A 23,086-nucleotide genomic window follows, 5' to 3' on the forward strand; every position below is an offset into this window, starting at 1 on the left:
CTCGGAGGAGATATGAAGGTATGTCGGTTGGCGACATCCGTCTGGCGGTAGAAAACGCTTATGGCGTAAAAATGCGAGAGGACTGGACCGCCAAATACTACGCCTTGCTCATCGACACATTAGGCAAGCGCGCAAGGCCCAGCAAAGGCATTGAAGGGGTTATCGAGCATCTCGAACACGTCCAAATGCCAATTTGTGTCGCATCGCAAGGTCCCATCGCCAAGATCGAAGCGTCTTTGAGAAGTGCTGGGCTTTGGGAGCATTTTATTGGGCGGGCATATTCTGCCAGGGCTGTTGCAAGACCAAAACCAGCACCGGATTTATTTCTTCACGCTGCCCGAACCAACAATGTTGAAGCAGGCCGATGTGCGGTCATCGAAGATTCTGCCACCGGTGTTCATGCGGGCGTTGCGGCAGGTATGACAGTGTTTGCGTATTGCGTGGATGAAGAAAAAGTAGCGAGCATGCAGGCTGTGGGCGCAATCCCATTCCGCACCATGGATGAACTTCCGGGGCTTATTGGAGCCGCATGACGGCGTTGAGAGCTGAAGATCGATTCGCTCATGTGCCTCCCCGCGGAACCACGCCGCCATCCCGGGCGTTCCAATCGTCAAACACACCGGGAGGCCCCATGAAGGATTGGAAGCCGGCAAATTACAATTCCGTCAGCCCCTATCTGATCTGCCGGGATGCCGAGGGGGTGATCGCCTTCCTCACCGCCGCCTTCAAGGCGGAGCTGCTGCGCCGCTTCGACCGGCCCGACGGCTCGCTGATGCATGCCGAGCTGCGCATCGACGACAGCATCGTCATGCTCGGCGGCGGCGCCAGGACGGAGCTGTCCGAGGGGGTGCACATCCATGTCTATGTGCGCGATGTCGAGGCCGTCTATGAACGCGCCCTCAAGGCCGGCGGCACCAGCGTGCAGGAGCCCGTGCGCAAGCGCGCCGACGACGACCGCCGCGCCGGGGTGAGCGATGGCAGCGGCAATATCTGGTGGATCGCGACCCAGTAGCGAGCCGACGGCACCTTGCCCGGATTATACAATACACAACCATTGATAGAATTAATTCTAATAGTGCAACCGATATTCTTGGCGGCCACTTGATCAGGCGCGATCTTTAGTGCGCGCCACCGCGCAACTGTCATAAAATCGCGCTAGCGTTGAGATTTCCTCCCCTTGCGTGAGCGCCCGCCATGAACGCACCCGACAGCGACACCAGCCTCGACATCAGCCGCCGCAAGCTCCTCGCCGCCGCGGGACTCGGCGCCGGGGTGCTGCTGACGGCCTCCCTTGCCAAGGCCGAGGAGGCGGCCCCGGCCGCGATCGGCGCCGGCGCGGCCGATCCGCTGGCGACGCCTCCGGTGGCCGGGCTGCATCTGCAATTCGGCGCCGACGCTTCGGCTGAGATGGTGGTCTCCTGGCACACGCTGCAGCCGGTGAAGCAGCCGCGCGTGCTGATCGGCCGGCCCGACGGCAGACTGGAGCAGACGGTGGCGGCGGATGAAGCCAGCTATATCGACGGCAAGTCGAAGCAGACAGTCTATGCCTATCACGCCAAGGTCGGCGGCCTCGACGCCGATGCCGCCTATCTCTACGCCGCGCTGCATGAGGGCGCCGAGCCGCAATTCGGCACCTTCCGCACCGCCCCGCGCGGGCGCCGGCCCCTCACTTTCACCAGTTTCGGCGACCAGGGCACGCCCACCCTCGGCAAGGTCTTCACCCCGCCGGCGGGCGTGACGCTGCAGGGCACCACCTATATCAACGACAATCTCGGCTCGCCCGCCGCCGGCGACACCACGCTCGGCGTCGAGCGGCTGCGCCCGCTCTTCCACCTCTTCAACGGCGACCTGTGCTACGCCAATCTCGCGCAGGACCGCGTGCGCACCTGGTGGGACTTCTGGAACAACAACAGCCGCAGCGCCCGCAATCGCCCCTGGATGCCCTCGCCCGGCAATCACGAGAACGAGCTCGGCAACGGGCCGATCGGCTACAGGGCCTACCAGACCTATTTCTCCCTGCCGCCGGCCGAGGGCCAGACGGAGGTAACGCATGGCCTGTGGTACAGCTTCACCGCCGGCTCGGTGCGGGTGGTCGCCATCGCCAATGACGACATCGTCTACCAGGATGGCGGCGATTCCTATGTGCGCGGCTATTCGAACGGCGCCCAGAAGGCCTGGCTCGAGAAGGAGCTCGCGGCCGCCCGCGACGACAAGGCAATCGACTGGCTGGTGGTGTGCATGCACCAGGTCGCCATCTCCACCGCCGACAAGTTCAACGGCGCCGACCTCGGCATCCGCCAGGAATGGCTGCCGTTGTTCGACAGATATGGCGTGGACCTGGTGGTGTGCGGCCACGAGCACCATTACGAGCGCTCCCACCCCATCCGCGGCCAGCAGAACAACGCCACGCTGACGCCGATTCCGGTCGGCACCGCCACCGACGTGATCGACACCACCAAGGGCACGGTGCATATGGTGATCGGCGGCGGCGGCACCTCGGTGCCTTCCAACGAACTCTTCTTCACCCCGCCCTGCTGCCGCGTGATCACGAGCGTGGGCGACAAGAACCCCGCCACCCACAAGCGCACGCCGATCTATGTGACGGAGGTGGCGCCCTGGTCGGCCGTGCGCAACGCCGCCCACGCCTATGGCTTCGCCGGTTTCGAGCTCGACCCGGGCAAGGGCCCGGGCGACATGACCACCATCAAGGTGACCTATTACGACGTGGTGGGCCCGGACGGCCAGATCGCGCCCTTCGAGAGCTTCACGCTGCGCAGGCCACGGCGGGATTGAGGGGAGCGGGCCGGTCTCTGCGGTGGGGCGAGATGAGACGGTAGAACATGGAACGCGCCCTCGAAGTCCCCTCGCCCCGTTCTTACGGGGAGAGGATAGAGGTGAGGGGCTGCACAGGCTCGTGAGATTTGCGTTCTGCAAAGCGTGGCGATCGGGCGGCGCATCCCTTCTACGTATCCCACTGATTCATTTAAGAAAACAGTCCTGTAAATGTTACGCAGCCCCTCACCTCTATCCTCTCCCCGTAAAAACGGGGCGAGGGGACGCAATCGGCTCGCCTCGTTCTAAACCGTTTCATCTCGCCCAATCGCAGAGCCCGGGCTGATCAATATTACGATCTGTAAATCAGATAGCCACAGTCGAAGAACGACTCCCGTGCCTATTCTTGCCGCCGCGTCTGAAGAATCGGATAAGCCTGCGGAGGGCTCAAGCCAGAAGAGAGGTTCGAGGTGAGCGAGCGGGACCCTGATCTGCAGCGCTTCGTGACGGCCCTGCGCACGGCGCTCCGATACGCGGAGAAGAGCGCGCAGGCCGATGCCATGCAGGCGAAGGTCTTCGCGGCGCTGGAGGAAGCCGGGCCGAAGGGCACCAGCACGCCGGCGCGGCTGCCGGTTTGCGACCAGCTCGAGCCGGCGCTCGACGAGCTCAAGGGCAGCGCGGCCGTGCTGGAGACGGTGGGCCAGGCTCTCGCCACCTTGGCACCCTCGCTGCACTGGATCCAGCGCGGCGGCGAGAGACCCAACGCCAATGAGCGCTTCGCCGACGGGCATGCCAATGCCACCATCATCGGCCGCGGCGGGCTGGAGGAGCGCGAGGATCTGCGCATCGGCGTCTCGCTGCTGGCGCCCGGCGTGCGCTATCCGGATCACGACCACCCGCCTGAGGAAGTCTATCTGGTGCTCTCGCCCGGCCGCTTCAGCCATGGCGGCGAGCCCTGGCAGGAACCCGGCATCGGCGGCACCTTCCACAACCCGCCGGGCATCCTGCACGCCATGGCCTCGGACGAACGCCCGCTCTTCGCCATCTGGTGTCTGTGGTCGGGGAACGGTTAGAGTGATATCCGATCGGAATGACGTCGTGGACCGTTCTGAAAGGAAAATGTCTGCCCCCATGGCAGGGCCACCCCCCTCGCCCCTTATTTCCGCCTCCCGGTGCGCAGAGCCTCGGCCCAGCCGGGGCTGCGATGGGCCTCGGCCTGGCGGGCGGCTTCCTCATGGGCGTAGGGCACCGCGATGAAATCGAGGCGGGGCGTCGCGCCGTCCCAGTCGAGGATCACATAGCGGGCAAACGGCGCGCCGGATTCGGAGACATGCGCCGGCGCTTCCGTCACCTTGTAGGCCGGCAGGCCGACGCTGCCGGGATTGACCACCAGCACATCGCCGAGCTGCGCGCAATCCGGCCGGTGGCTGTGGCCGCAGAGCACGAGACGCACCGCAGGATCGAGCCGGCCGAGCCGCGACGCGATCGCCTCGGGCCGGTCGCGCACCAGTTCGCCCTCCACCACCTTGTCGATGAGATAGAGGCAATCGTCCTCCGGCCCGGCATGGAAGGCGAGGATCCCGGGCGCCACGTCGGCGATGATGGGCAGGGCACCGAGGCGGCTGTGCTGGGCCGGCGTCAGCGCATCATGCGTGAAGCGGTCGACCGGCGACATCGCCTCCGGCGCCAGCATCCCCACCCAGCGGTCATGATTGCCGCGCACCGTCAGCGCCCCCAGCCCTTCCAGCCGCGCCATGGTCTCCGCCGGCCAGAGCGGCCCGGAGGCGCAATCGCCGAGGTCGACGATCCGGTCCGCCCCACCGCGCCGCTCAAGGTCCGCAAGCACCGCCTCGAGGGCGAGGGCGTTGCCGTGAATGTCGGCGATGACAGCGATACGCATGAGTGATTCCCGGGCAAAGACTGAGACTTGCGCGGAAGCGACGTTGCGTCAACTATCGCACCCGCTTGGGCGCGACGACGCATCCAAGCATAAAGCTCGCCGATTGCGCCCTCTCGCCTCGTTTACGGGGAGGGAGGATAGAGGTGGACCGGAACTGCACAGGCACTCTCCCCATGACGGAAACCCCTTCCCCGCAAGCTCCGATGCCCGCTCCCTTCACCCTGCGCCGCCTCAGCCTCGATGACATGGATCGCGCCGCCCTCATCCATCGCACGGCGTTCGACCAGCGGCTGCCCTGGCTGGCGGGATTGCATACGCCGGAGGAGGACCGGGCCTTCTTCCGCAATCAGGTCTTTGCCGAATGCCAAGTCTGGGGAGCGTTGGCAGAGGAGATCGTCGGCTTCATCGCCTTCTGGGAGGGTTGGGTCGACCAGCTCTATGTGCTTCCCCAGCATCAGGGCAAGGGCGCGGGCGCGGTGCTGCTGGCGCTCGCCAAGGCGGCCTCGGCGGAGCTGCAACTCTGGACCTTCCAGAGGAACCTCCCCGCCCGCCGCTTCTATGAGCGGCAGGGCTTCGTGGCAGTGCGGGAGACCGATGGCAGCGGCAATGAGGAGCGCGAGCCTGACGTGCTCTATCGCTGGCGGCGGGGCGGATAGCGCCTTGGGATCAGCGGAGAGGCGCCACCCTTCTCAGGGCGCGGGCACCGAATGATGTTCGTGCTCGATGATCCATTCGCCGGCGATCTTGCGCAGGCCCATGGTCAAGCGGAAGTCGAGATCGGCGGGCTGGCCATTGTCGTCGGGGCCGTAGCAATGGCCGTGGGCGGTGGCGAAGGCGACATCTTCGCCGGCGGTGATCCGGATGTCGGAGAACTCGAACTTCACGGGGCCGGTGGACCAGCCGAGGAAGAGATCCCACGTCGCCCGATAGGCTGCAAGGCCCTCGCTCTGGAACGGCCCGGGCACGTCGAACATCAGCATGCCGGGCGAATGGCTCTTCAGGATGCCCTCATAATCGCGTCGGCGCACGGCGTCGCACCAGGCCTCGATCAGGCTGCGGATGGCGTGCTGATCGCTGTCGGATGTCATGGCTGCCTCCTGGCGCAAGGAACGCGTATGCCAAGCTTTACGGAGCGTGGTGCCATGTTGTTACGACGGAACAAGCCGCAGAACCCGTCCCAGGAAAGGCGCGGGGGCTCCCCACGAAGCTGGGGAGGGAGGGCGCCTCATCCGGCGATGGCAGCGTTCGTCACGATCCCCCTGCCCGCTGCTCCAGCGTCGCGCCGGCAACCTCGACGAGCGCATCGGCGGAGAGGCGGAAGAAGACCCTGTCCTCCTGTGCCTGCGCGCCGAGCTCGGCATAGAAGCGCTGCAGCCTTTCGTTGCGCCGGTCGGCGGTCCAGTCGATCCGAGCGAAGCCACGCTCGAGGGCGAGGCGCGCAAGCGCGCGCAGCAACGCCTTGCCGACGCCCTGGCCCCGCGCCCGCTCCGAGACGAAGAGCTCCTTCATGAACAGGCCGGGCTTCAGCCCCGGGCCGGGATAGAGCGACGAGAAGGCCACGAAGCCCATGATGGCATCCGTCTCGGCCAGCAGGATTCCGGCTCCCGCCGGCAGTGCATTCAGGGAGGCACGGATCGCATCGGCGGCCGGCACCGGGACGCCGTAATGGCGCTGCATCTCCTGGAGCAGCAAGACGAGCTGGGGAATATCATCCGGAGCAAAGGGGCGGATCTTGAGCATCGGGTCGGTTCGCTTGGCTTGCACGATCTTGGTTTGAGGCGCGGCCGTGAAGAATGGAATCGCGGGGTCAGTGCAGACTATCCAACGCCCGAGCGAGGCGTAACAAGCCGAGGCGTAAAGTTTCCACTCCCAGGCGTGACGCTTTTATCGCGATTGTGTTTGGGAGAGGTGCCACGGCGATGCAGCTCACGGGGCATAGGCGCTACTTTGGTCGATAAAGGCGAAAGACCGTCATTGCGAGCGCAGCGAAGCAATCCAGGGGCCAAAGTGCGGTGTCTGCTGCCCCTGGGTTGCTTCGCTGCGCTCGCAATGACGAGCTGGATTCCGCCTCTGCCCACAAAGTTAGCACCCGTGGACTAACGGGGCGTGATTACCAGGGACTGGGAGCATTCCTCAACCCAGCTCCCGCATCGCCAGCGCGAACGCCTCTGGTGCCTCCTGGGGCAGGTTGTGGCCGATGCCCGGGAGGATGCGGCGGTCATAGGCGGCGGTGAAATGGGGGGCGTCGCGGTCTTCGGGGGCAGGCGGGTCGACGCCGTCGTCGGCGCCCTGCAGCACGATTGCCGGCACGGTGATGGCGGGCTGCGCTGCGAGGCGCGCCTCGATGCTGGCATAGGCGGGATCGCCGGGGATGCCGCCATAGCGATGGCGGTAGGAATGGATGACGATGTCGACGAAATCCGGATTGTCGAAGGCGGCGGCGCTACGCGCGAAGGTTTCCTCGTCGAAGGCCCAGCTCGGCGACCACAGCTTCCACAGGAGATGGCAGAGCGCGCGGCGCTTTTGCGCGAGGCCGGCCCGGCCACGCTCGGAATGGAAGTAATACTGGTACCAGAAGCGCGCCTCTTCCTCCGGCTCGGCTGGAATGCCGGCGCGGGCGATGTCCTGGATGTTGTAGCCGGTGCCACAGCTCACCAGGCCCCGCACGCGCTCCGGCCACAACGCCGCGACGATCGAGGCGGCCCGCCCGCCCCAGTCATAGCCGCCGAGGAGCGCGCGGGGAATGCCGAGCGCATCCATGAAGGCGAGGAGATCGGCCCCGAGCGCCGCCTGCTCGCCGGAGCGCGGAGTCTCAGCCAAGAGAAAGCGTGTCGGCCCGTAGCCGCGCAGAAAGGGCACGAGACAGCGCAGGCCCGAGGCGGCAAGGAGATCGGACACCGCGTCATAGGCATGGATATCATAGGGAAAGCCGTGCAGCAGGATGACGGGCGGCCCATCGGCAGGCCCGGTTTCGAGATAGGCGATATCGAGGACGCCGGCCTGGATGGATTTCATGCGTGGGGCTCCGGGGGAGAAGAGCTTAGAGGCATGCTGCTGACATGAGTTTGTCAACAGTGATTGGGAGTTGTGAAAGAGGCGCGACGCGAAAAGCCTCCCCCACGAAGCTGGGGGAGGTGGCATTGCGAAGCAATGACGGAGGGGGTGTGGCCCGACGGGCTCGACCCAAAAAAGGAAGTGCTGAAATCACTCCCGGGAAGAAGCTCCGCCTTTTCTTCTTTGTCGAGCCCGTTGGGCCACACCCCCTCCGTCACGACTACGTCGTGCCACCTCCCCCAGCTTCGTGGGGGAGGCTCGCGACGCGCCTCTTCCCCTCCCCAGCTCCCTCCGCCCCGGCTCCGTCTGGTGCAGATAGACCGCCAGCGTGTCCCAGGGCGGCGTGATGCCGAGTTGCGCCAGGATGCGGCAGGCCTCGCCGCGGTGGATGGTGGCGTGCACAGCCACATGCAGGAGCATCTCTTCCCGCGTCATGCAGCCTCTGTCGCCATCGGTGAAGGCGAAGGAGACGGGCTCCCCCAGCGTCTCGGGCAAGGCCTCGCCGATATAATCGAGATACCAGCGGTCGATCGCGGCGAGACTGGCGCCAAGGTCCGCCAGCGCCGGCGTCTCGACCGTGTTGTCCGAGGCATAGGGATGCGCGCCGCCGGTGAGATGCGCCGCGAAGATGCGGGCGACCACGTGATAGTGGTTGACGAGGCGCAGCGCCGTCTTGAGGGCCTCGGCCCGCGCCACCGGATCGACCAGCGCGAGCTTGCCGATGAGCTCGGCATTCGCCCAGGCGTGATAGCCATAGAGGGTGCGCAGCAGGGTGCTCATCGCCGATACTCCCGTTCCCGCGAAAATGTGAGTAAGTTCTCCATATTCTGAGCGGGAGCGGAAAATTGTCTACTCGCATTGTCAGGCCCCGCGCCGCCCTGCGCAAAGAACCGCGCCAGGCCCGTTCGCGGGCCACGGTAGAGGCGGTGATCGAGGCCGGGGCTCGCATTCTGAGCGCCGAGGGCTGGGCCGGCTTCACCACCAACAAGGTGGCGGAGGCGGCCGGGGTGAGCATCGGCTCGCTCTATCAATATTTCCCCGACAAGGTCTCGCTGGTCGGCGCCATCCGGCGTCGGCATCTCGACGACAGCCTCGCCGCGGTGAAGCGGGCCGGAGCGGGCGACATGCCGCTGGAGGACTTCGTGGCCGGTCTCGTCGACAACCTCATCGCCGCCCACCGCCTCCATCCCGGCCTGCAGCGCGTGCTGCTCGACGAGGCGCCGGGCATGGACGAATTCTGGGAGCAGAACGCCCGGGTCGAGGCCGACTACATGGCCTGCTTCACCGATATCGCCGCGGCCTATCGCGGGCGCCGTGGCGGTGTCGATGACGAGACCATGGGCGCGATCATCTCGGACACCATCGACGGCGTGATCCACAACGCCGCCCGCCGCGGCAGGCTGGGAGACGCGGCGATCCGGGGCGAACTCGCGCGGATCATCCAACTCTATCTGGCGGAGGGGGCGGCTGGCGTCAGGACGGCATAGCCTTCCCTGCCACATCGAGCCTCGCCTCCGTGGCAAGATCCCCGCGCCAGAGATAGAGCGCCGCCAGGGCCTGTTCGCCGGCGCGCATGGCGTGCGGCGCCTTGGGTGGGTGATGGATCACCGCGCCGGCAGGCCTTTCGGTCCACCCGCCCACGGCGATCTCCGCCTCCCCCCGCTGCCAGTCGCCGAACGTGAGAGGAATGTAGATCTCCTCCGCCGGGTGGCGGTGCGCGGGATAGAAGATGTGCGGGCCGAGCAACAGCACGCCGCAACGGATGCCGGCTGCGACGAGGCCATAGGGGCCGGCGATCTCGCTATAGCCATAGCCGTCGAGAAAGCCGGGATCGGGCGGGCTCACCCGGTAGTTGGGATTCTGCCGCCAGCGCAGAAAGGGCGAGAGGGCCGCAAGAACCTCGGCCACGGGCGCAAGGGCCGCCTGCTCCTTCGGCGCACGCGCGAGGCAATCGGACCAGTCGCGCAGCACGGGCAGAAACGCCTCGCCATCGCCCGGCTGGCGGTGGAAGGGTTCCCGCGGCAGGGCGGCCAGGAAGGGGCGGGCGAATTCGGCCTCGCCGCCGAGGAGGCGGCCGATCTCGCCGAGCAGCCGGGCGAGCAGAGCATCCGGCGCCGTGCCGGCGGATGGTTGGGCGCGATGCGGCTCGGACATGCTGTCGTCCCTGGATAGTGTCAAGGCCACACAAGGGAGCCGGCGCGGCAAAGCATAGGCATCGGATCGGCCGGCAGGCAAGCGGGACGATCATTCGCCCTCGCGGCTTTCCTCCAGGCCATGGTGCCAGGCACGGCAGGTGGAGAGCAGCAGGCCGCGCAGCCAGCGATGGGCCGGATCGGCATCGAGACGCGGATGCCAGAGCTGCGATATCGTGATCGCCGCGGTCCGCACTGGCAGGGGAAAGGATTCGACCGGCGCCTGCGCCGTTTCGAGCCAACGCTCCTGCTCGGCGCGGATGAAGGAATGCGTCACCAGTGCCACCAGGTCGGTGGTGCAGGCCACCGCCATCGCGGCGGGAAAGCCGGGAACCATGACCACGACATGGCGCCTGAGGCCGAGCGCCGCCAGCGCCTCGTCGACCGGGCCATCCCAGCGCCCGCGCCGAGAGGTCACCACATGGGAACAGGCGGCATAGCGCTCGGGCGTGATCTCGCCCGCCATCAGCGCATGCCCGCGCCGCACCACGCCGACGAAATGGTCGCGGAACAGCGCCTGCACGCGCACCTCCGGCCCGCTGGCGCCGAGCACGCCGATCTCGAGGTCGATCAGTCCCTCGCGCAGCGGGCGGACATCCTTGTCCGGCTTCGGCGCAAAACGCAGGCGCACCCCGGGTGCCGCCAGCCTGGCGGCGGCAACGAGCCGGCCGGCGAGCGCATCGACGAAGCCCTCATTGGCACGGATGGTGAAGACGCGCTCGAGGCTGGTAAGGTCCAACCCCTCGGCCACCGGCTGCAGCACCGCCCGCACTTCATGCGCCAGCTCTCCCACGCGCGCCTGCAGCAGGGCGGCATGGGGCGTCGGCACGAGGCCGCGTCCGGCGCGGACTAGCAGGGGATCGCCGGTGGCGGCGCGCAGGCGGGCGAGCGTCCGGCTCATGGCGGAAGCGCTGAGACCCAGCCGGCGGGCCGCGCCGGCGACGCTGCCTTCCGCGAGCAGGGCGTCGAGGGCGGTCAGGAGGTTGAGGTCGGTCTCGGGCATGCGCGAGGCTAGCACAGTCGATGGGTGTCTTCATCCCTGACATGGCGTTGCATGCAGCTATTCAATGCATCCCCTGCGCCTTCCGCCATGGCTGGCCGGCACTATCCTGTCCCGGACACCTTCATCCGGAAAGATCACGACCATGTTGAACGCCATGAAAGCCTCCACTGCCGACGGCAAGGAAGATCCCGATGCCGCGGAGGACGGACTGCCCACCCCGCAGCGCCACTATGTCGTGGCCGCCGTCCTGGCGGCCGTCGTCCTGGTCGTGCTCGACGGCGCGATCGCCAATGTCGCCCTGCCGACGATGGCCGCCGCGCTGCGGGTTTCCTCCTCCCAGTCGATCTGGGTGGTCACCGCCTACCAGATGGCCCTGGTGATGACGCTGCTGCCCGCCGCGGCCCTGGGCGAAAGCCGGGGCTACCGCCGCGTGTTCATCGCCGGCGTCGTCGTATTCACCGCCGCCTCCGCCCTGTGCGCCCTGTCCCCCTCGCTGCCCTGGCTGGTGGCGGCGCGCTTCGTCCAGGGCATCGGCGGGGCAGGCGTGATGGCGCTCGCCGTGGCCCTGCTGCGGTTCGCGACGCCGCTAAGGCTGCTGGGTGCGGTGCTTGGCTGGAACGCCCTCGTCATCGCGCTGTCCGCGGCGGCCGGTCCCACGATCGGCGCCGCGATCCTGTCGGTCGCCACCTGGCCCTGGCTGTTCGCCGTCAATCTGCCGGTTGGAGCCGTCGTGCTGCTGGCGGCGCGGGCCCTGCCCCGCACGGGCGGCACGGGGCGCAGGATCGATGGCCTCAGCGTGCTGCTCAATGCCGGCACCTTCGCGCCCCTGGTGGTCGGCGTCGACCTCCTGGTCACGCGGCCCGCACTCGCAACCGGGCTCCTCGCCGCTGCCGCTCTCAGTCTCACGGCGTTGATCCGGCGCGAGCTGCCCCGCACCGCCCCGCTGATCCCGCTCGACCTGCTGCGCGACGGGTCCTTCCGGATTTCCGTGATGGCCTCCATCTGCTGCTTCGCCGGGCAGATGGCGGGCATGGTGGCGCTGCCCTTCTACCTGCATCACGGCCTCGGCCAGGACGCCTTCATGACCGGCCTCTTCATGACGCCATGGCCGCTCGCCACGGCGATCGCTGGCCCGGTCTCAGGGCGCATCGCGGACCGGGTCTCCTCGGCCTGGCTGTGCGCGGCCGGGGGAGCCTGCCTCGCCGTCGGCCTTGCCGGCGCAGCGCTGTGGCCGCTGCAGGGCAACCCGCTGCTGCTGATTCCCTTCACCATTGCAAGCGGACTGGGCTTCGGCTTCTTCCAGACGCCCAACAACCGCAACATGCTGCTCTCGGCTCCCCGCGCCCGCAGCGGCGCGGCCGGCGGCATGCAGGGCACCGCGCGCCTGGCAGGCCAGACGGCGGGCTCCGTCATCATGACGCTGCTCTTCACCCTCGCCCCGGCCGACACGGCCCCCCGCGCCGGCCTTGCCATCGGCGCCGTGCTGGCGGTCCTCGCCGCCGCCGTGAGCACGTTGAGAGCCGGCCGGCGCGTGGCGGAGAAGGTGGCGGCCTGAGGAGCGAGGGACATCGCCCCGGAACAAACCTTCCCCGAGCCGGGTTTGCTTCCTGCTATGGAAGCCAAGCGCGGAGTGGGCCGTCATGATCAAGTGGATCCTCATTCTTTTCATCATCGCCGCGGTGGCGAGCGTGCTCGGGATGCCGCGGCTGGCGGGCACGGCGGCGGCCGGGGCGCGTATCCTGATCGGGGTGGTGCTGGTGGTGTTCCTGCTGGTGATGTTGGGCCTCCTGTCGATCGCTTGAGGCGGCATTGCCGCATGATGAGGAGTGGAGAGAGGCATGAACAAGGGTTTCGTCTATGAGTCGGATGTGGCCGACTTCAAGATCGTGGCGGTGATCTTCGACGATGACGGCATGGTGGTGCATGGCCAGGCCGTGGAGAGCCGCGAGGAAGCTGAGGACTTCATCCGCAAGGCCCTGACCGATCTCCGGGACGTGGAAGGCTTCGCCATCCCGCGCTGAGGGATGATCGTGCCCCGCCTTCCTGCGAACGTAGGCGGCGTGTGCCGGCCATGAGACCGGCACACCCCAGGCCGCTCACTCCTGCCCGAGGGTGTGCCGGCGCAGGCTGGGATGGCGGCGCGGCAGCGGCAGCAGCATCGAGACCTGCTGGCGGTAGGCGGCATAGCGGGCGCCGAAGAGGCGCAGCAGGTCGCGTTCCTCGAGCTGGATGCCGACCAGGATATAGGCCGTGGTCACCGTCGCAAACATCAGATGGCCCGCTGACATCACCGGCGCCGACCAGAAGGCGATGATGAAGCCGAGATAGATCGGGTGGCGCACCAGGCGATACAGCAAGGGCGTCTTGAACATCATCGCCGCCGGGCTGCGGCCGGCCCAGTCATCCAGAACCTGGCGCAGGCCGAAGAGTTCGGTGTGGCTGATCAGGAAGGTGCTGAGCAGCACCAGCCCCCAGCCCAACCAGAACAGGCACCAGACCAGGGTGGCGGGCGTGCCCTCCAGCGACCAGACAACGCCGGGGAGCGGCTGCCATTGCCAATAGAGCAAGTCGAGCACCAGGCTCGCCAGCAGCACGAAGAGGCTGCGCTCGATCGCCTTGGGCACGATGCGCGTCAACAGCGCCTTGAAGCCGGGCCGCGCCATCACGCTGTGCTGCACGGCGAACAGGCCGAGCAGGACGAGGTTCACTGCCAGCGCCGGCAGCAGGGGGCCGGCCTCGCCGTCATCGATGCCCTTGGGCACGAAGGCCCCTGCGGTGAAGCCGACGGCGTAAAGGAAGGTCAGAAAGAAGATGAGATAGGATATGAGGCCGAAACCAGCCTTGAGAATGCGTGTCACGGGCGTCTCCTGAGCTTGGGGTAGATATCCTTCACCCCGCTGTGCTCAGTCCCTTCAACAGCACCGACGTATAGGCCAGCGTTGAAGCAATCGTGGAATTACCGGCGGCTGGCGTGTTATTATCAATCTGGGGCGGTTTTCGGGCGCCGCGAGCGCGAAAACCGGAGGTTCGGGACGATGACTGCAGATATGCTCGAGATACGTGTGCTCGGGGATTTCCAGCTATTGAGCGAGGGAGCCCCCGTGGGCTTTCCGCCTTCGAAGAAGACCAAAGCGCTGCTCGCCTTCCTGGCGGTGACCGGAAAGCCGCATCAGCGCGAGCGGCTCTGCGAGATGTTCTGGGACATCCCCGACGATCCAAAGGCGAGCCTGCGCTGGAGCCTGTCGAAGATCCGCCAGCTCCTGCCGGAGGAGGCGGCCGACATGCTGCAGGCCGACCGCAGCGTGGTGCAGATGCAGCCGGGCCGCCGGCTCGACCTCGAGCGCCTCGGCCCGCTTGAGCGTTCCGCGCTTGCCAACCGCTCCACCGAGGAACTGGAGGCGACCTACGCCCTGATGGCCGGCCCCTTTCTCGCCGATGTCAGCCTGCCGCGCTGCCCCGATTTCGAGGCCTGGCGCACGGCCCTGTGCGACCAGCTCGAGATCGGCCGGCTCAACCTCTTGCGCGAACTGGTCTCGCGGCTGGAGGGAGAGCCGGCCAGGGCCCTGCGCTACGCCCATGCCATGGCAAGCGCCCTGCCCGGCAATGAGGAAATCGGCCGGCAGGTCGAACGGCTGAACCGTTCGGCCCTGGCGCAGGCCGCCGCGACGCCGTGCGCGGACGTTCCGCCTGTTCCGGCGCCGGTGACCAGGCCCGCGCGGGATCTCGCCCACCAGGAGGTGCGCTTCTGCCGTGGGGCCGGCGGCGTTCGCATCGCCTATGCCATTGCCGGCCGGGGCAAGCCCGTGCTGCGGGCGGCGCACTGGATGTCGCATCTGCAATATGATTGGGAAAGCCCGGTATGGCGGCACTGGATGCATGCCCTTTCCGAGCGCAATCAGTTGGTACGCTATGACGAGCGCTGCAACGGCCTGTCCGACTGCGAAGCGGAGGACCTTTCCTTCGACGCCATGGTGGAGGATCTGGAGTGCGTGGTCGAGGCGGCGGGCCTGGAGCGCTTCACCTTGCTGGGCATTTCGCAGAGCTGCGCCATTTCGGTGGCCTATGCCACCCGCCATCCCGAGCGTATCTCCGGGCTGGTGCTCTATGGTGGCTATGTCAAGGGTTGGCGCAAGCGCGGCAATCCGCGCGAGGTGGCGATGCGCGAAGCCCTGGCGACCTTGATGCGCGAGGGCTGGGGCCAGAACAATGCGCGCTTCCGTCAGCTCTTCACCTCGATGTTCATCCAGGACGCCACCGAGGAGCACATCGCTGCATTGGACGCGCTGCAGAGCCGCACCATTTCGCCTGACAATGCCTGGCGGCTGCAGAACAGCTTCGGGGATATCGACGTCAGCGATCTCCTGGCCCAGGTGAAGGTGCCGACCCTGGTGCTGCATGCGCGGGATGATGCGGTGGCGCCGGTGTCCTCGGGCCGGACCTTCGCGGCCGAGATCGCCAATGCCCGCTTCATCGAGCTTGATTCCGGCAACCACATTCTTACCGAGAACGAACCGGCCTTCGGGCAGTTCGTCCGCCATTTTCGGGCCTTCGTGGACGCTACGAGCTGACCGCCCGGCCGCCGCGACGCAGCACGGCCCTGCACCGGGGCGCGGGGCCGCTCAAGCCTCCAGCCCTTCGCGGCCGTGGCGGATGGCATAGCTCACCTCGCAGCGCGACAGGCCGATATCCTTGAGCAGATGATCGGGCATTTCGAGCAGCGCCCGCTCGCCGGCGACGGCCTCGACGTGCCGGGCCAGCCAGCGGCGGGCGGGCCATGACAGGGCGCTGAACAGCGCGTGGATGGAAAAGGCCCGGCGGGGCCGGGGCGGATCGTAGAGCTCATCGATAACGGATGACATGGCAACCTCCTTCGCCATTGCGCCACCATCGGCGCACTACCCTTCTGCCGCGCCCGCGTCTGCGCCAGCGTTGGAGGAAACGCTGAATTCGGCGGGCAGAGCGTTGTATCGGGGCGCAGGGACTGTCGTTCCTCGCCGCAGCGTTTGCCTCCTCCTGCGTTCTGGCTGTACCAAGCGGGATCATGCGAAAAGCGCCGAGGGACCATGGCCGAGCTTTACGACATCACCTTGCCCGTCCTCCTGCGCTACCTCGACAATCTCGACGGGCTCCTTGCCAAGGCCGGGACGCATCTGCGCGACAGCGGCGCGGACGAAGCAGCGCTTCTGGACCGAGCGTTGCGGGAGGGCATGTTTCCGCTGAAATGGCAGTTGAAGATCGCCATCGGCTTTGCGCTGCGCACGGTGAACCCGCTGCTCCCGGTGCCGCTGGCGCTCCCCGATGGGGCTCTCGACAGCATCGAAGATGTTCGCATCCTCGCACGCCGCACCCGCGCTGCGCTGGCCGCCATCTCGCGGGAGGCGCTCGCCGATGCCGAGGGCAAGCCCGTGAGCGAGAAGGCCGGCCAGGCGGTGTTCGAACGGCCGGCGCTGGAATTCGTCACCTGCTATGCACTGCCGAACTTCTTCTTCCACCTCGCCATGGCCTACGCGATCCTGCGCGAGGCCGGCTGCCCGGTTGGCAAGGGCGATTTCGACGGCTTTCATCGCTATGGCGCGGATGTCGATCTAAAGCGTTTTGCGATTTGACGGCATCGGCAAGAATCGCAAAGACGCGTCGAAACAAAGAGTGAGAGCAAAGCAGCGTTTGCGCCTAAACGCGCTTTGCTCTGGTGAAGGCGGTCAAGACCGGAGCGGATAAGAGCCAATAGCGCCTTCGTCTCCCGCGACCCTGCCCGACAGCCTCCCGAGCAGGCTGGCGAGGCCGGGGTCGTCGACGATGATGGCGGCGTCGGTCAGGCTCATCCATTGCACGCTGCGTTCGGCCTGTTCCTTCCAGGCGCGCAGGACGCCGGTCACCCGTAGCGGATAGAGGCTCACTTCCACGCGCTCGAAACGGTCGGCCCAGCGCTTCCAGTAGAGGAAGGAGCCGAGCGCCTTCTTGTGCGGGCGCCCGGTCAGGCCAGCCTCCTGCTCGGCCTCGATGCGCGCGGCGACATGGTCCTTGCAGCCCTTGATCGGCCAGCCCTTCGGCACAGTCCAGCGATGGCTGGTGCGGGTGGTGATGAGGCAGACCTCCACGCGCCCGTCGCGCTCGCGCAAGGGCAGCGCCGCGACCTGGCGGCGGGTTGGATTGGGCAGGATGTCGATGATCGTGTGCTGCACTGAATTTCCCCGCTCCGCCAGTCCTTTATGACGCAGAGGCGGTATTTCTGCGTGACAGGCAAGGGGCTCCGCGGCGTAGGCGCGAGGCACTCGGCCGCGATGGCGCCTATGCCCGGCACGTAGCGATGCTGGTGCCGTTCCTGTGGACGCCGGGCCTGGTTTGATAACAAGCCGGGCCCAATGCTGCTCTGACGCGAGCGCCGGGGCCGTACCGATCGTTGACCTTGCTATACACAATTATTGAAAATCGTGTATACACCCCCTGCGGCCCGTTCCGCTCAACGTCCATCCAGCAGACGAGTTCTCCATGGCAGCGCTCTCGGCACCTCCCCACGGCTCGATTTCACCCACAGCCCTCACACTCTATGCCGATCTCCTGCAAAAGGTCGAGGCCGTGCAGCGACAGCCCGGATCTATCTCGCGCAAGAAGGTGCGGGGCGATACCTATCTCTACGTGGTTGAAAAACACGGCCAGACCCGTATCCAGCGCTATCTCGGTCCGGCCGAGAACGAGCAGGCCGTTGAAGAATCTACGCTGATCCAGGCCGAAGCGCAGCATGCCAGGAGCCGCCGCACGCAGGTCTCCATGCTCAAGCGGGCGGGCCTGCCCGGCCCCTCGCTCGAGGTCGGCCGGCTGCTTGAGGCCGTGTCGCGCGCCGGCCTGTTCGAGAGCGGCCTGGTGCTGGTCGGCACCGTCGCCTTCTCGCTCTATGCGCCCATCGTGGGCGCTATCCCCTCCGCTGCCTTTTCGATGACGCAGGATGCCGATTTCGCCGTGGCCTCTGTTGCCGATACAAGGGGCGACGCCGACCTCACGACGGTGCTGCGTCGCGCCGATCCGAGCTTTCAGTCGGCCCCCGGCTTGCATAGAACCGATCTGCCGCGAAAATTCCGGGCTTCGACTGGCTTCGAAGTGGAGATCCTTACGCCCGTCCGAAACCGGGAGGACGACGGTGTCGTCAATATTGCGGGGCTTGGCGCCGGTGCAACGCCGCTGCACTTCATGGAATTCCTGATCCAGGACGCGATCAAGGCGGTGGCGCTCTACAATGACGGCATCAAGGTGACGATCCCCAATCCGGCCCGCTATGCCATACACAAGCTGATCGTGGCGCAGGAACGTTCGATTGGCGTGGCCAAGCGCGACAAGGATCTCGCCCAGGCCGGCGCGCTGATCGCGATCCTCCATGCCAACGACCCCTTCCTGCTGCACGACATCTGGGAAGAGGCGCGCACCAGCGGGCCGAAATGGCGCACGAATATCGAGCGCAGCATGAAGATGCTGGCGCTGACGGAGGAGGACCTGACGCCGTAAGCGGCCATCGCTGATCCATCGCCGACTTTCGGCCAAAATACTGTCCTAGAGCAAATCGCGATTTCTCCGAATCGCGATTTTTCTCCAACTCTTTGTTTTTACGCATTTTCTTAACCGGAAAGTCTATCAACTTTTCTGGAAAATGCTTTAGGCGAAGGCCCCGCCATGGAGACAGGCATGACCTTGTTGCTCTCGCGCCGGCAGGCCCTTGCCGGCTCTCTGCTCGCCCTCCCGCTGCTATCCGGCCGGTCCGCGACGGCACAGACTGCCCGGCCATCGCTGCGGCAGGCCGTCGATGCCGCGATCGTGCCGCTGATGCAGGCGCACGACGTGCCCGGCATGGCGGTGGCCGTTACAATCGGCGGCAAGCGTTCCTTCTTCAATTATGGCGTCGCCTCCCGCGAGAGCGGGCAGAAGGTCGGCGAAGACACGCTGTTCGAGCTCGGCTCCCTCTCGAAGACCTTCACCGCCATCCTCGGCGGCTGGGCGCAGGCGCGCGGCGCCCTCGCTTTCGGCGACAAGGCGAGCCACCACTGGCCGGCTCTCGCCGGCAGCAGCTTCGACGAGATCAGCCTCATCGATCTCGGCACCTACACGGCGGGCGGCCTGCCGCTGCAGTTCCCGGCAGGGGTGAAGGACGAAGCCAGCATGCTCGGCTATTTCCGGAGCTGGCGCCCGGCCTTTGCCCCCGGAACCCGGCGGCTCTATTCGAACCCGAGCATCGGCCTGTTCGGCTATCTCGCCGCCCGCAGCCTCGGCCAGCCCTTTGACGCGCTGATGCAAGGCACGATCTTTCCCGGACTTGGCCTGAAACGCGCCTTCATCACGGTGCGTGCAACGGAGATGGAGAGCTATGCCTGGGGCTATGCCAAGGCCAACAAGCCGATCCGCGTCGGGCCGGGCGCCCTGGATTCGGAGGCCTATGGCGTCAAGATTTCGGCGGCGGAGATGGCGCGCTATCTCGAGGCGGTCATCGACGGCGCGGGCCTCGACGACAACTTCCGGCGCGCGATTGCCGTCACGCAGAGCGGCTATGACCGCATCGGCGGCATGGTGCAGGGCCTGGGATGGGAGATGTATGACGACCCCGTCGGCCTCGACCGGTTGCTGGCGGGCAATTCGGCCGAAATGGCGCGCAACGCCAACACGGTTGCGCCGCTCGACCCGCCGCTGCCTGCGCGACGGCCCCTGCTCGCCAACAAGACCGGTTCCACCAACGGCTTCGGCGCCTACGCCGCCTTCGTGCCGTCCAAGGCTCTGGGCGTGGCGATGCTGGCGAACCGCAGCTACCCCAACGAGGCGCGGGTGACCGCAGCCTACGGCATCCTCTCCGCGCTGGAGAAATGGGCGGGGTAAGGGCACAGTTCTGGGCGCCAACTTTGTGTAGAGGCGTGGCACACCTCCCCAACTCACTCGGCCGTCGTGGATATGGTCGTCGTTATGCCGGGATGGCCGAGATAATACACACCGCTCATCACCCTCTCGGGCTCGCCCGCGATCCCGCCGCCCGGCGGCGGGATGATCACATCCGGTCGGCGGTCGAGCTTGCTCTCCAGCGCCCGCTCGCTGGTGTTCAGCAGAACATCGTAGGAAACCCTGCCGGACATCGATGCACGGACCTTCCTCAGAGCAGCAGGCATTTTTCCCCCGGTTGAGACAGTTGTGAGCCAGCCTTCTATAGCCAGCAAATGCTTGTCCGGCGCAAGAGCAAAGACAAGACGCGGCCCGCCGATGACAAGATTGCACGCCTGTAACATCGGCCTGTCGGGCGGCGTAGAGGGAGCATAAGTTCGTCTCTGATTGGCCGATATGAACACTCTCCTCGATTTCTATCACCGCCTTGCTTCCCCCCGTTTTCAATCCTGGTACGCACTGCCGCTGCGGCTGATCGTCGGCTACGGTTTCATGGAGCATGGCTATGCCAAGCTTACACACGGGCCGGATTCCTTCATCGCCATCCTGCATGCGCTCGGCATGCCGTTCCCGGCCTTCCTCGCCTGGGCGACCATCCTGATCGAGCTCCTCGGCGGCCTCGCCGTGCTCATCGGCCTGCTCGTGCCGCTGGCGAGCCTGCCGATGGCGGTGGTGCTGCTGGTGGCTGTTGTCACCGTGCACCTGCCCAACGGCTTCAGCTCGATCAAGCTCCTGTCGGTGGATGCAGGCGGCGCCCATTTCGGCCCGCCGGGCTATGAGACGGACCTGCTCTACCTCGCCGGCCTCATGGCGCTGGTGCTGGGAGGAGCGGGTCCGCTGGCGGTCGATCGACTGGTATTCGGGACGGGTTCCAAGCCGCGCGAGAGTGTCACCATGCCGTGACTTGGAAGCGCGCGCTCCCGGCTTGCTCTCAGCTCGCCCGCGCCTGCCTGTCGGCGCTCAGCCGGCCCTCGCTCGACATGAACGGGCCCTTCGCCTCCCGGACAGGCGCAAAGGCACCCAGGCCCGGGAGTTCGGGCATGCTGACATACACGGCCTCCACACCGCCGCGGGCGCTATAGGCCTCATGCCAGAAGCCGCTGCCTTTTGTATCGCGCAGGAAATCGCGCCACCAGACGGCGTGCGGGGCCTCGCGCGTGAACCGGGTGAGACTCTCCTGGTCGCGCCAATATTGGCGTATGCCGAGATGGTTCCAGCCGAACAGAAACGTCTGGTGCCCCAACAACCCCTCCGGTCGCTCGCGGGAAAGCCGGGCCAGGCCGCGGCCGATGCCGAAGAGCGCCGGCAAGACCCGCAAACTCCCGACCCGGAAGCCGAGCAGCACCACCACGAGGTCGGGATAGCCGGACAAATCGACTGTCTGTCTGCGTGCATCCGCTTGCATGGCCGATCTCCTCTGTTTACACTGTAAACATACCCGATAATGTGTACACTGTAAACAGATGAACGATCAGCACGGCAGCTTGCAGGCCACCCTTGTCCGGACGGCGGTTGCAATGCTCAACCAGGGAGCCGGAGAGATCAGCCTGCGCGCCGTGGCACGCGCCGCCGGCGTATCGGCGATGGCCCCCTATCGCCACTTCCAGGATAAGGTCGCGCTGCTGCAGGCCGTCGCCGATCACGGCTTCACCATGCTCCGCGCCGATCTCGAGGAAGCAGACCGCACTGCCGACGGCGAGGAGGCGCTGATCGCCCAAGGCCTCGCCTACCTTGCCTTTGCCGAGCGCCATCCCGCCCTCTTCAGGCTGATGTTCGCCAGCGACCAGAAAACGCCCCGCGACAGCGGCGCCGGCCGCACGGCCTATGATGTTCTCTCGCAGCGCGTCGCTGATCTCGTCCCGGCCACGGCCGACACTGCAACCCTGGCCTGCTGGGCCCTGGTGCACGGACTCGCCACCCTGGCACTCGACGGCCAGATTCGGAGCGAACCCGCGCAGGCCAGGGCGGTTCTGAGGAAGCTGGTCGACGGCCTTGGCCAGGACGCAGAACGACCGGCTTGATTGTCGCAAGCGAGGTGCTCTGTCGGTTGGGCTCAACTGTCTGGGGAGCCGCCGCTATTGCCCTGCGACGATCTGTCGAGGCGCATTGATGATCCTGATCGGAAGGGTGATGAAGGAGGCGAGTGTTCCACCCACTGCGGTCTGGCTTCTGGGTGTCGCGCCGCGATCTGCCTCTATCCCCGCCTGCAAAACCCGCTCAAGCTGTGGTGCCACGCTGGCAAGCTGCGCGAACTTGCCATGACTCAAGGAGTCGGTCCCCTTCAGGGTCGTCAAATCCACCACGATCGCCCCCATCGCGGCCAGTTCCTGCACATTGCTGTCTGCGCCGAGCCTGCCCTTGTCGCCTGCGATGAACCTTGAAATGCGCAAGGCCTGATCATCCTTCGATATGACGATGAAGAAGGGCTTGCGGGGCCGTCCGATACGCCGCATCTGCGACTTGAACACGTCGATATCGATGTCTGGCGCTGCCAGAACCACAACTCCAACCTTATGCGCTCCTCTCGTATCGCCGGATATCTTGATTTGTCGTATCGCCTCCACCGTCACCCAGTTGCCCATCGAATGGGCGACGATGTTGATCTCGTCGGCGTCACTGGCGGCGATGAGGCGAAGGGTGTGTTCCAGGTCATCGCGCGCGACCGTCGCACTGTTGGTATCGTAGACATAACCGGTGAGGCTTCCCTGCGATGCCCAGGTAAACAACACCGGCACGGCGGGTGAGCCGGAGTCCTGGACGATTTGCGTGAAGCGGTAGAGTCCCTCGGCAAACATCGTGTTGTAGCCGTGGATGAAGACCAGCACCTTGCGCTTGCCGCGCGGCTGGGCGGATAGCCGGCTATTCAGCGTGCGGACGAAAGCCTTTTCACCGTCGATATAGGCCGCCTGTCGTACCACAAAATCGGTTTGGGGATTCCCGGGGGGCGACGAGGGCCATTCGACCTGCCCATCCGCATGCCTGGGCGGAACGGACACGGTAATCGTCGCGTAATCGAGTGCCCCCGATCGCTCGCCATTGAAAAGGGTTCCCGGCCTGGAGTCGCGCTCGCGGGTTGTCGCAACGAGCAGCGTATGCTCGTTCGCACCCGTGGCGGGTTGCGAAACGGCGCTGAGAAATCCACTTTCAGGCCGCGAGGCGCAGCCCCCAAGCAGAGCCACGGCGATTGCAATCGCACAGGTCAAGGCGCACCGGAGAACCACGACGGCGCCGACAACCCTTGTATGGTTCCGATTT

The 23,086-nt window shown here is 66.3% G+C and carries 28 protein-coding genes; 15 read left to right on the plus strand and 13 right to left on the minus strand.

Annotation, left to right across the window (positions count from 1 at the left end):
* Nucleotides 1–20 precede the first annotated feature (20 nt).
* From QQL24_RS04735 to QQL24_RS04750, 4 genes are all read left to right on the plus strand, one after another.
* A complete protein-coding gene (locus QQL24_RS04735; protein ID WP_284310755.1) occupies nt 21–533 on the plus strand; it encodes an HAD-IA family hydrolase in 513 nt (170 codons plus the stop codon).
* Nucleotides 534–631: 98 nt separating this feature from the next.
* Nucleotides 632–1,012: a VOC family protein gene (locus QQL24_RS04740; RefSeq protein ID WP_284310756.1), complete on the plus strand. Its 381-nt coding sequence runs from the start codon at nt 632–634 to the stop codon at nt 1,010–1,012.
* A gap of 182 nt (nt 1,013–1,194) precedes the next feature.
* Nucleotides 1,195–2,793: a purple acid phosphatase family protein gene (locus QQL24_RS04745; RefSeq protein ID WP_284310757.1), complete on the plus strand. Its 1,599-nt coding sequence runs from the start codon at nt 1,195–1,197 to the stop codon at nt 2,791–2,793.
* A gap of 449 nt (nt 2,794–3,242) precedes the next feature.
* Nucleotides 3,243–3,845, plus strand: coding sequence for a dimethylsulfonioproprionate lyase family protein (locus tag QQL24_RS04750; protein WP_284310758.1), 603 nt, complete (start codon nt 3,243–3,245; stop codon nt 3,843–3,845).
* 83 nt (nt 3,846–3,928) lie between these two features.
* Here QQL24_RS04750 and QQL24_RS04755 read toward each other — a convergent pair whose 3' ends face one another.
* Complete coding sequence (locus QQL24_RS04755; RefSeq protein WP_284310759.1) at nt 3,929–4,672, minus strand: metallophosphoesterase family protein; 744 nt, start codon at nt 4,670–4,672, stop codon at nt 3,929–3,931.
* A 203-nt stretch (nt 4,673–4,875) separates the two neighbouring features.
* On the opposite strand from QQL24_RS04755, the gene QQL24_RS04760 reads away from it, so the two are divergent.
* Nucleotides 4,876–5,328, plus strand: a complete 453-nt coding sequence (locus QQL24_RS04760; RefSeq protein WP_431310640.1) for a GNAT family N-acetyltransferase — start codon at nt 4,876–4,878, stop codon at nt 5,326–5,328.
* A gap of 33 nt (nt 5,329–5,361) precedes the next feature.
* Here the strand turns inward: QQL24_RS04760 and QQL24_RS04765 are convergent, their stop codons facing one another.
* The 4 genes from QQL24_RS04765 to QQL24_RS04780 all read right to left on the minus strand — a co-directional run bounded on the left by QQL24_RS04765 (nt 5,362) and on the right by QQL24_RS04780 (nt 8,506).
* Entirely contained in the window at nt 5,362–5,760 is a 399-nt protein-coding gene (locus QQL24_RS04765; protein WP_284310761.1) for a YybH family protein, read from the minus strand.
* Nucleotides 5,761–5,920: 160 nt separating this feature from the next.
* Nucleotides 5,921–6,412, minus strand: a complete 492-nt coding sequence (locus QQL24_RS04770; RefSeq protein WP_284310762.1) for a GNAT family N-acetyltransferase — start codon at nt 6,410–6,412, stop codon at nt 5,921–5,923.
* A 393-nt stretch (nt 6,413–6,805) separates the two neighbouring features.
* Complete coding sequence (locus tag QQL24_RS04775; RefSeq protein ID WP_284310763.1) at nt 6,806–7,687, minus strand: alpha/beta fold hydrolase; 882 nt, start codon at nt 7,685–7,687, stop codon at nt 6,806–6,808.
* Between the two features lie 189 nt (nt 7,688–7,876).
* The gene (locus QQL24_RS04780; RefSeq protein ID WP_348536427.1) at nt 7,877–8,506 is read right to left on the minus strand and encodes a DinB family protein; all 630 of its coding nucleotides are present in this window, start codon (nt 8,504–8,506) and stop codon (nt 7,877–7,879) included.
* A 65-nt stretch (nt 8,507–8,571) separates the two neighbouring features.
* Here QQL24_RS04780 and QQL24_RS04785 point away from each other — a divergent pair, with 65 nt between their 5' ends.
* The gene (locus tag QQL24_RS04785; protein ID WP_284310764.1) at nt 8,572–9,213 is read left to right on the plus strand and encodes a TetR/AcrR family transcriptional regulator; all 642 of its coding nucleotides are present in this window, start codon (nt 8,572–8,574) and stop codon (nt 9,211–9,213) included.
* Here the strand turns inward: QQL24_RS04785 and QQL24_RS04790 are convergent.
* The gene (locus QQL24_RS04790) at nt 9,200–9,880 is read right to left on the minus strand and encodes a dimethylsulfonioproprionate lyase family protein (protein ID WP_284310765.1); all 681 of its coding nucleotides are present in this window, start codon (nt 9,878–9,880) and stop codon (nt 9,200–9,202) included. The two genes, QQL24_RS04785 and QQL24_RS04790, sit on opposite strands and share 14 nt — an antisense overlap.
* A gap of 90 nt (nt 9,881–9,970) precedes the next feature.
* On the minus strand, nt 9,971–10,921 hold the full coding sequence (locus tag QQL24_RS04795; protein WP_284310766.1) for a LysR family transcriptional regulator: 951 nt from the start codon (nt 10,919–10,921) through the stop codon (nt 9,971–9,973).
* Between the two features lie 154 nt (nt 10,922–11,075).
* Here QQL24_RS04795 and QQL24_RS04800 point away from each other — a divergent pair, with 154 nt between their 5' ends.
* The 3 genes from QQL24_RS04800 (at nt 11,076) to QQL24_RS04810 (ending at nt 12,942) form a co-directional block, all read left to right on the plus strand.
* Nucleotides 11,076–12,476, plus strand: coding sequence for an MFS transporter (locus tag QQL24_RS04800; protein WP_284310767.1), 1,401 nt, complete (start codon nt 11,076–11,078; stop codon nt 12,474–12,476).
* 85 nt (nt 12,477–12,561) lie between these two features.
* Complete coding sequence (locus QQL24_RS04805; protein WP_284310768.1) at nt 12,562–12,723, plus strand: DUF1328 family protein; 162 nt, start codon at nt 12,562–12,564, stop codon at nt 12,721–12,723.
* A gap of 36 nt (nt 12,724–12,759) precedes the next feature.
* Nucleotides 12,760–12,942, plus strand: coding sequence for a hypothetical protein (locus QQL24_RS04810; RefSeq protein WP_284310769.1), 183 nt, complete (start codon nt 12,760–12,762; stop codon nt 12,940–12,942).
* A 75-nt stretch (nt 12,943–13,017) separates the two neighbouring features.
* Here the strand turns inward: QQL24_RS04810 and mddA are convergent, their stop codons facing one another.
* Nucleotides 13,018–13,779, minus strand: coding sequence for a methanethiol S-methyltransferase (mddA, locus tag QQL24_RS04815; protein ID WP_284310770.1), 762 nt, complete (start codon nt 13,777–13,779; stop codon nt 13,018–13,020).
* Between the two features lie 177 nt (nt 13,780–13,956).
* On the opposite strand from mddA, the gene QQL24_RS04820 reads away from it, so the two are divergent.
* Nucleotides 13,957–15,489: a bifunctional AfsR/SARP family transcriptional regulator/alpha/beta hydrolase gene (locus QQL24_RS04820; RefSeq protein WP_284310771.1), complete on the plus strand. Its 1,533-nt coding sequence runs from the start codon at nt 13,957–13,959 to the stop codon at nt 15,487–15,489.
* Between the two features lie 51 nt (nt 15,490–15,540).
* On the opposite strand, the gene QQL24_RS04825 is transcribed toward QQL24_RS04820, so the two are convergent.
* On the minus strand, nt 15,541–15,780 hold the full coding sequence (locus QQL24_RS04825; protein WP_284310772.1) for a DUF1127 domain-containing protein: 240 nt from the start codon (nt 15,778–15,780) through the stop codon (nt 15,541–15,543).
* Nucleotides 15,781–15,984: 204 nt separating this feature from the next.
* Between QQL24_RS04825 and QQL24_RS04830 the strand changes: the two genes are divergently transcribed.
* Nucleotides 15,985–16,527: a DUF1993 family protein gene (locus tag QQL24_RS04830; protein ID WP_284310773.1), complete on the plus strand. Its 543-nt coding sequence runs from the start codon at nt 15,985–15,987 to the stop codon at nt 16,525–16,527.
* Between the two features lie 93 nt (nt 16,528–16,620).
* Here QQL24_RS04830 and QQL24_RS04835 read toward each other — a convergent pair whose 3' ends face one another.
* Entirely contained in the window at nt 16,621–17,103 is a 483-nt protein-coding gene (locus tag QQL24_RS04835) for an NUDIX hydrolase (protein ID WP_284310774.1), read from the minus strand.
* Nucleotides 17,104–17,410: 307 nt separating this feature from the next.
* On the opposite strand from QQL24_RS04835, the gene QQL24_RS04840 reads away from it, so the two are divergent.
* Together QQL24_RS04840 and ampC are read left to right on the plus strand one after the other, a co-directional pair.
* Nucleotides 17,411–18,418 (plus strand): GSU2403 family nucleotidyltransferase fold protein, encoded by a 1,008-nt coding sequence (locus tag QQL24_RS04840; RefSeq protein WP_284310775.1) that lies wholly within the window; start codon nt 17,411–17,413, stop codon nt 18,416–18,418.
* A gap of 177 nt (nt 18,419–18,595) precedes the next feature.
* The gene (ampC, locus tag QQL24_RS04845; RefSeq protein WP_284310776.1) at nt 18,596–19,774 is read left to right on the plus strand and encodes a class C beta-lactamase; all 1,179 of its coding nucleotides are present in this window, start codon (nt 18,596–18,598) and stop codon (nt 19,772–19,774) included.
* Between the two features lie 53 nt (nt 19,775–19,827).
* Here ampC and QQL24_RS04850 read toward each other — a convergent pair whose 3' ends face one another.
* Complete coding sequence (locus QQL24_RS04850) at nt 19,828–20,025, minus strand: hypothetical protein (protein ID WP_284310777.1); 198 nt, start codon at nt 20,023–20,025, stop codon at nt 19,828–19,830.
* A gap of 202 nt (nt 20,026–20,227) precedes the next feature.
* On the opposite strand from QQL24_RS04850, the gene QQL24_RS04855 reads away from it, so the two are divergent.
* On the plus strand, nt 20,228–20,734 hold the full coding sequence (locus QQL24_RS04855) for a DoxX family protein (protein WP_284310778.1): 507 nt from the start codon (nt 20,228–20,230) through the stop codon (nt 20,732–20,734).
* A 28-nt stretch (nt 20,735–20,762) separates the two neighbouring features.
* Here the strand turns inward: QQL24_RS04855 and QQL24_RS04860 are convergent, their stop codons facing one another.
* Nucleotides 20,763–21,236: a monooxygenase family protein gene (locus tag QQL24_RS04860; RefSeq protein ID WP_284310779.1), complete on the minus strand. Its 474-nt coding sequence runs from the start codon at nt 21,234–21,236 to the stop codon at nt 20,763–20,765.
* Between the two features lie 58 nt (nt 21,237–21,294).
* Here QQL24_RS04860 and QQL24_RS04865 point away from each other — a divergent pair, with 58 nt between their 5' ends.
* Nucleotides 21,295–21,852, plus strand: coding sequence for a TetR/AcrR family transcriptional regulator (locus QQL24_RS04865; protein WP_284310780.1), 558 nt, complete (start codon nt 21,295–21,297; stop codon nt 21,850–21,852).
* Between the two features lie 54 nt (nt 21,853–21,906).
* Here the strand turns inward: QQL24_RS04865 and QQL24_RS04870 are convergent, their stop codons facing one another.
* Nucleotides 21,907–23,034, minus strand: a complete 1,128-nt coding sequence (locus QQL24_RS04870) for an alpha/beta hydrolase (protein ID WP_284310781.1) — start codon at nt 23,032–23,034, stop codon at nt 21,907–21,909.
* Nucleotides 23,035–23,086: the final 52 nt, after the last annotated feature.

The sequence above is a fragment of the Labrys miyagiensis genome (assembly GCF_030160835.1).
Taxonomy (GTDB): domain Bacteria; phylum Pseudomonadota; class Alphaproteobacteria; order Rhizobiales; family Labraceae; genus Labrys; species Labrys miyagiensis.

Bases quoted from the DNA above. Each gene is read 5' to 3' on its own strand.
- QQL24_RS04780 (WP_348536427.1), bottom strand. From the start codon at position 8,506: ATGAGCACCCTGCTGCGCACCCTCTATGGCTATCACGCCTGGGCGAAT.
- QQL24_RS04735 (WP_284310755.1), top strand. From the start codon at position 21: ATGTCGGTTGGCGACATCCGTCTGGCGGTAGAAAACGCTTATGGCGTA.
- QQL24_RS04770 (WP_284310762.1), bottom strand. From the start codon at position 6,412: ATGCTCAAGATCCGCCCCTTTGCTCCGGATGATATTCCCCAGCTCGTC.
- QQL24_RS04820 (WP_284310771.1), top strand. From the start codon at position 13,957: ATGACTGCAGATATGCTCGAGATACGTGTGCTCGGGGATTTCCAGCTA.
- QQL24_RS04840 (WP_284310775.1), top strand. From the start codon at position 17,411: ATGGCAGCGCTCTCGGCACCTCCCCACGGCTCGATTTCACCCACAGCC.
- QQL24_RS04860 (WP_284310779.1), bottom strand. From the start codon at position 21,236: ATGCAAGCGGATGCACGCAGACAGACAGTCGATTTGTCCGGCTATCCC.
- QQL24_RS04795 (WP_284310766.1), bottom strand. From the start codon at position 10,921: ATGCCCGAGACCGACCTCAACCTCCTGACCGCCCTCGACGCCCTGCTC.
- QQL24_RS04755 (WP_284310759.1), bottom strand. From the start codon at position 4,672: ATGCGTATCGCTGTCATCGCCGACATTCACGGCAACGCCCTCGCCCTC.
- QQL24_RS04825 (WP_284310772.1), bottom strand. From the start codon at position 15,780: ATGTCATCCGTTATCGATGAGCTCTACGATCCGCCCCGGCCCCGCCGG.
- ampC (WP_284310776.1), top strand. From the start codon at position 18,596: ATGACCTTGTTGCTCTCGCGCCGGCAGGCCCTTGCCGGCTCTCTGCTC.
- QQL24_RS04760 (WP_431310640.1), top strand. From the start codon at position 4,876: ATGCCCGCTCCCTTCACCCTGCGCCGCCTCAGCCTCGATGACATGGAT.
- QQL24_RS04810 (WP_284310769.1), top strand. From the start codon at position 12,760: ATGAACAAGGGTTTCGTCTATGAGTCGGATGTGGCCGACTTCAAGATC.
- QQL24_RS04830 (WP_284310773.1), top strand. From the start codon at position 15,985: ATGGCCGAGCTTTACGACATCACCTTGCCCGTCCTCCTGCGCTACCTC.
- QQL24_RS04865 (WP_284310780.1), top strand. From the start codon at position 21,295: ATGAACGATCAGCACGGCAGCTTGCAGGCCACCCTTGTCCGGACGGCG.
- QQL24_RS04855 (WP_284310778.1), top strand. From the start codon at position 20,228: ATGAACACTCTCCTCGATTTCTATCACCGCCTTGCTTCCCCCCGTTTT.
- QQL24_RS04850 (WP_284310777.1), bottom strand. From the start codon at position 20,025: ATGTCCGGCAGGGTTTCCTACGATGTTCTGCTGAACACCAGCGAGCGG.
- QQL24_RS04740 (WP_284310756.1), top strand. From the start codon at position 632: ATGAAGGATTGGAAGCCGGCAAATTACAATTCCGTCAGCCCCTATCTG.
- QQL24_RS04805 (WP_284310768.1), top strand. From the start codon at position 12,562: ATGATCAAGTGGATCCTCATTCTTTTCATCATCGCCGCGGTGGCGAGC.
- QQL24_RS04800 (WP_284310767.1), top strand. From the start codon at position 11,076: ATGAAAGCCTCCACTGCCGACGGCAAGGAAGATCCCGATGCCGCGGAG.
- QQL24_RS04765 (WP_284310761.1), bottom strand. From the start codon at position 5,760: ATGACATCCGACAGCGATCAGCACGCCATCCGCAGCCTGATCGAGGCC.
- QQL24_RS04745 (WP_284310757.1), top strand. From the start codon at position 1,195: ATGAACGCACCCGACAGCGACACCAGCCTCGACATCAGCCGCCGCAAG.
- QQL24_RS04790 (WP_284310765.1), bottom strand. From the start codon at position 9,880: ATGTCCGAGCCGCATCGCGCCCAACCATCCGCCGGCACGGCGCCGGAT.
- QQL24_RS04775 (WP_284310763.1), bottom strand. From the start codon at position 7,687: ATGAAATCCATCCAGGCCGGCGTCCTCGATATCGCCTATCTCGAAACC.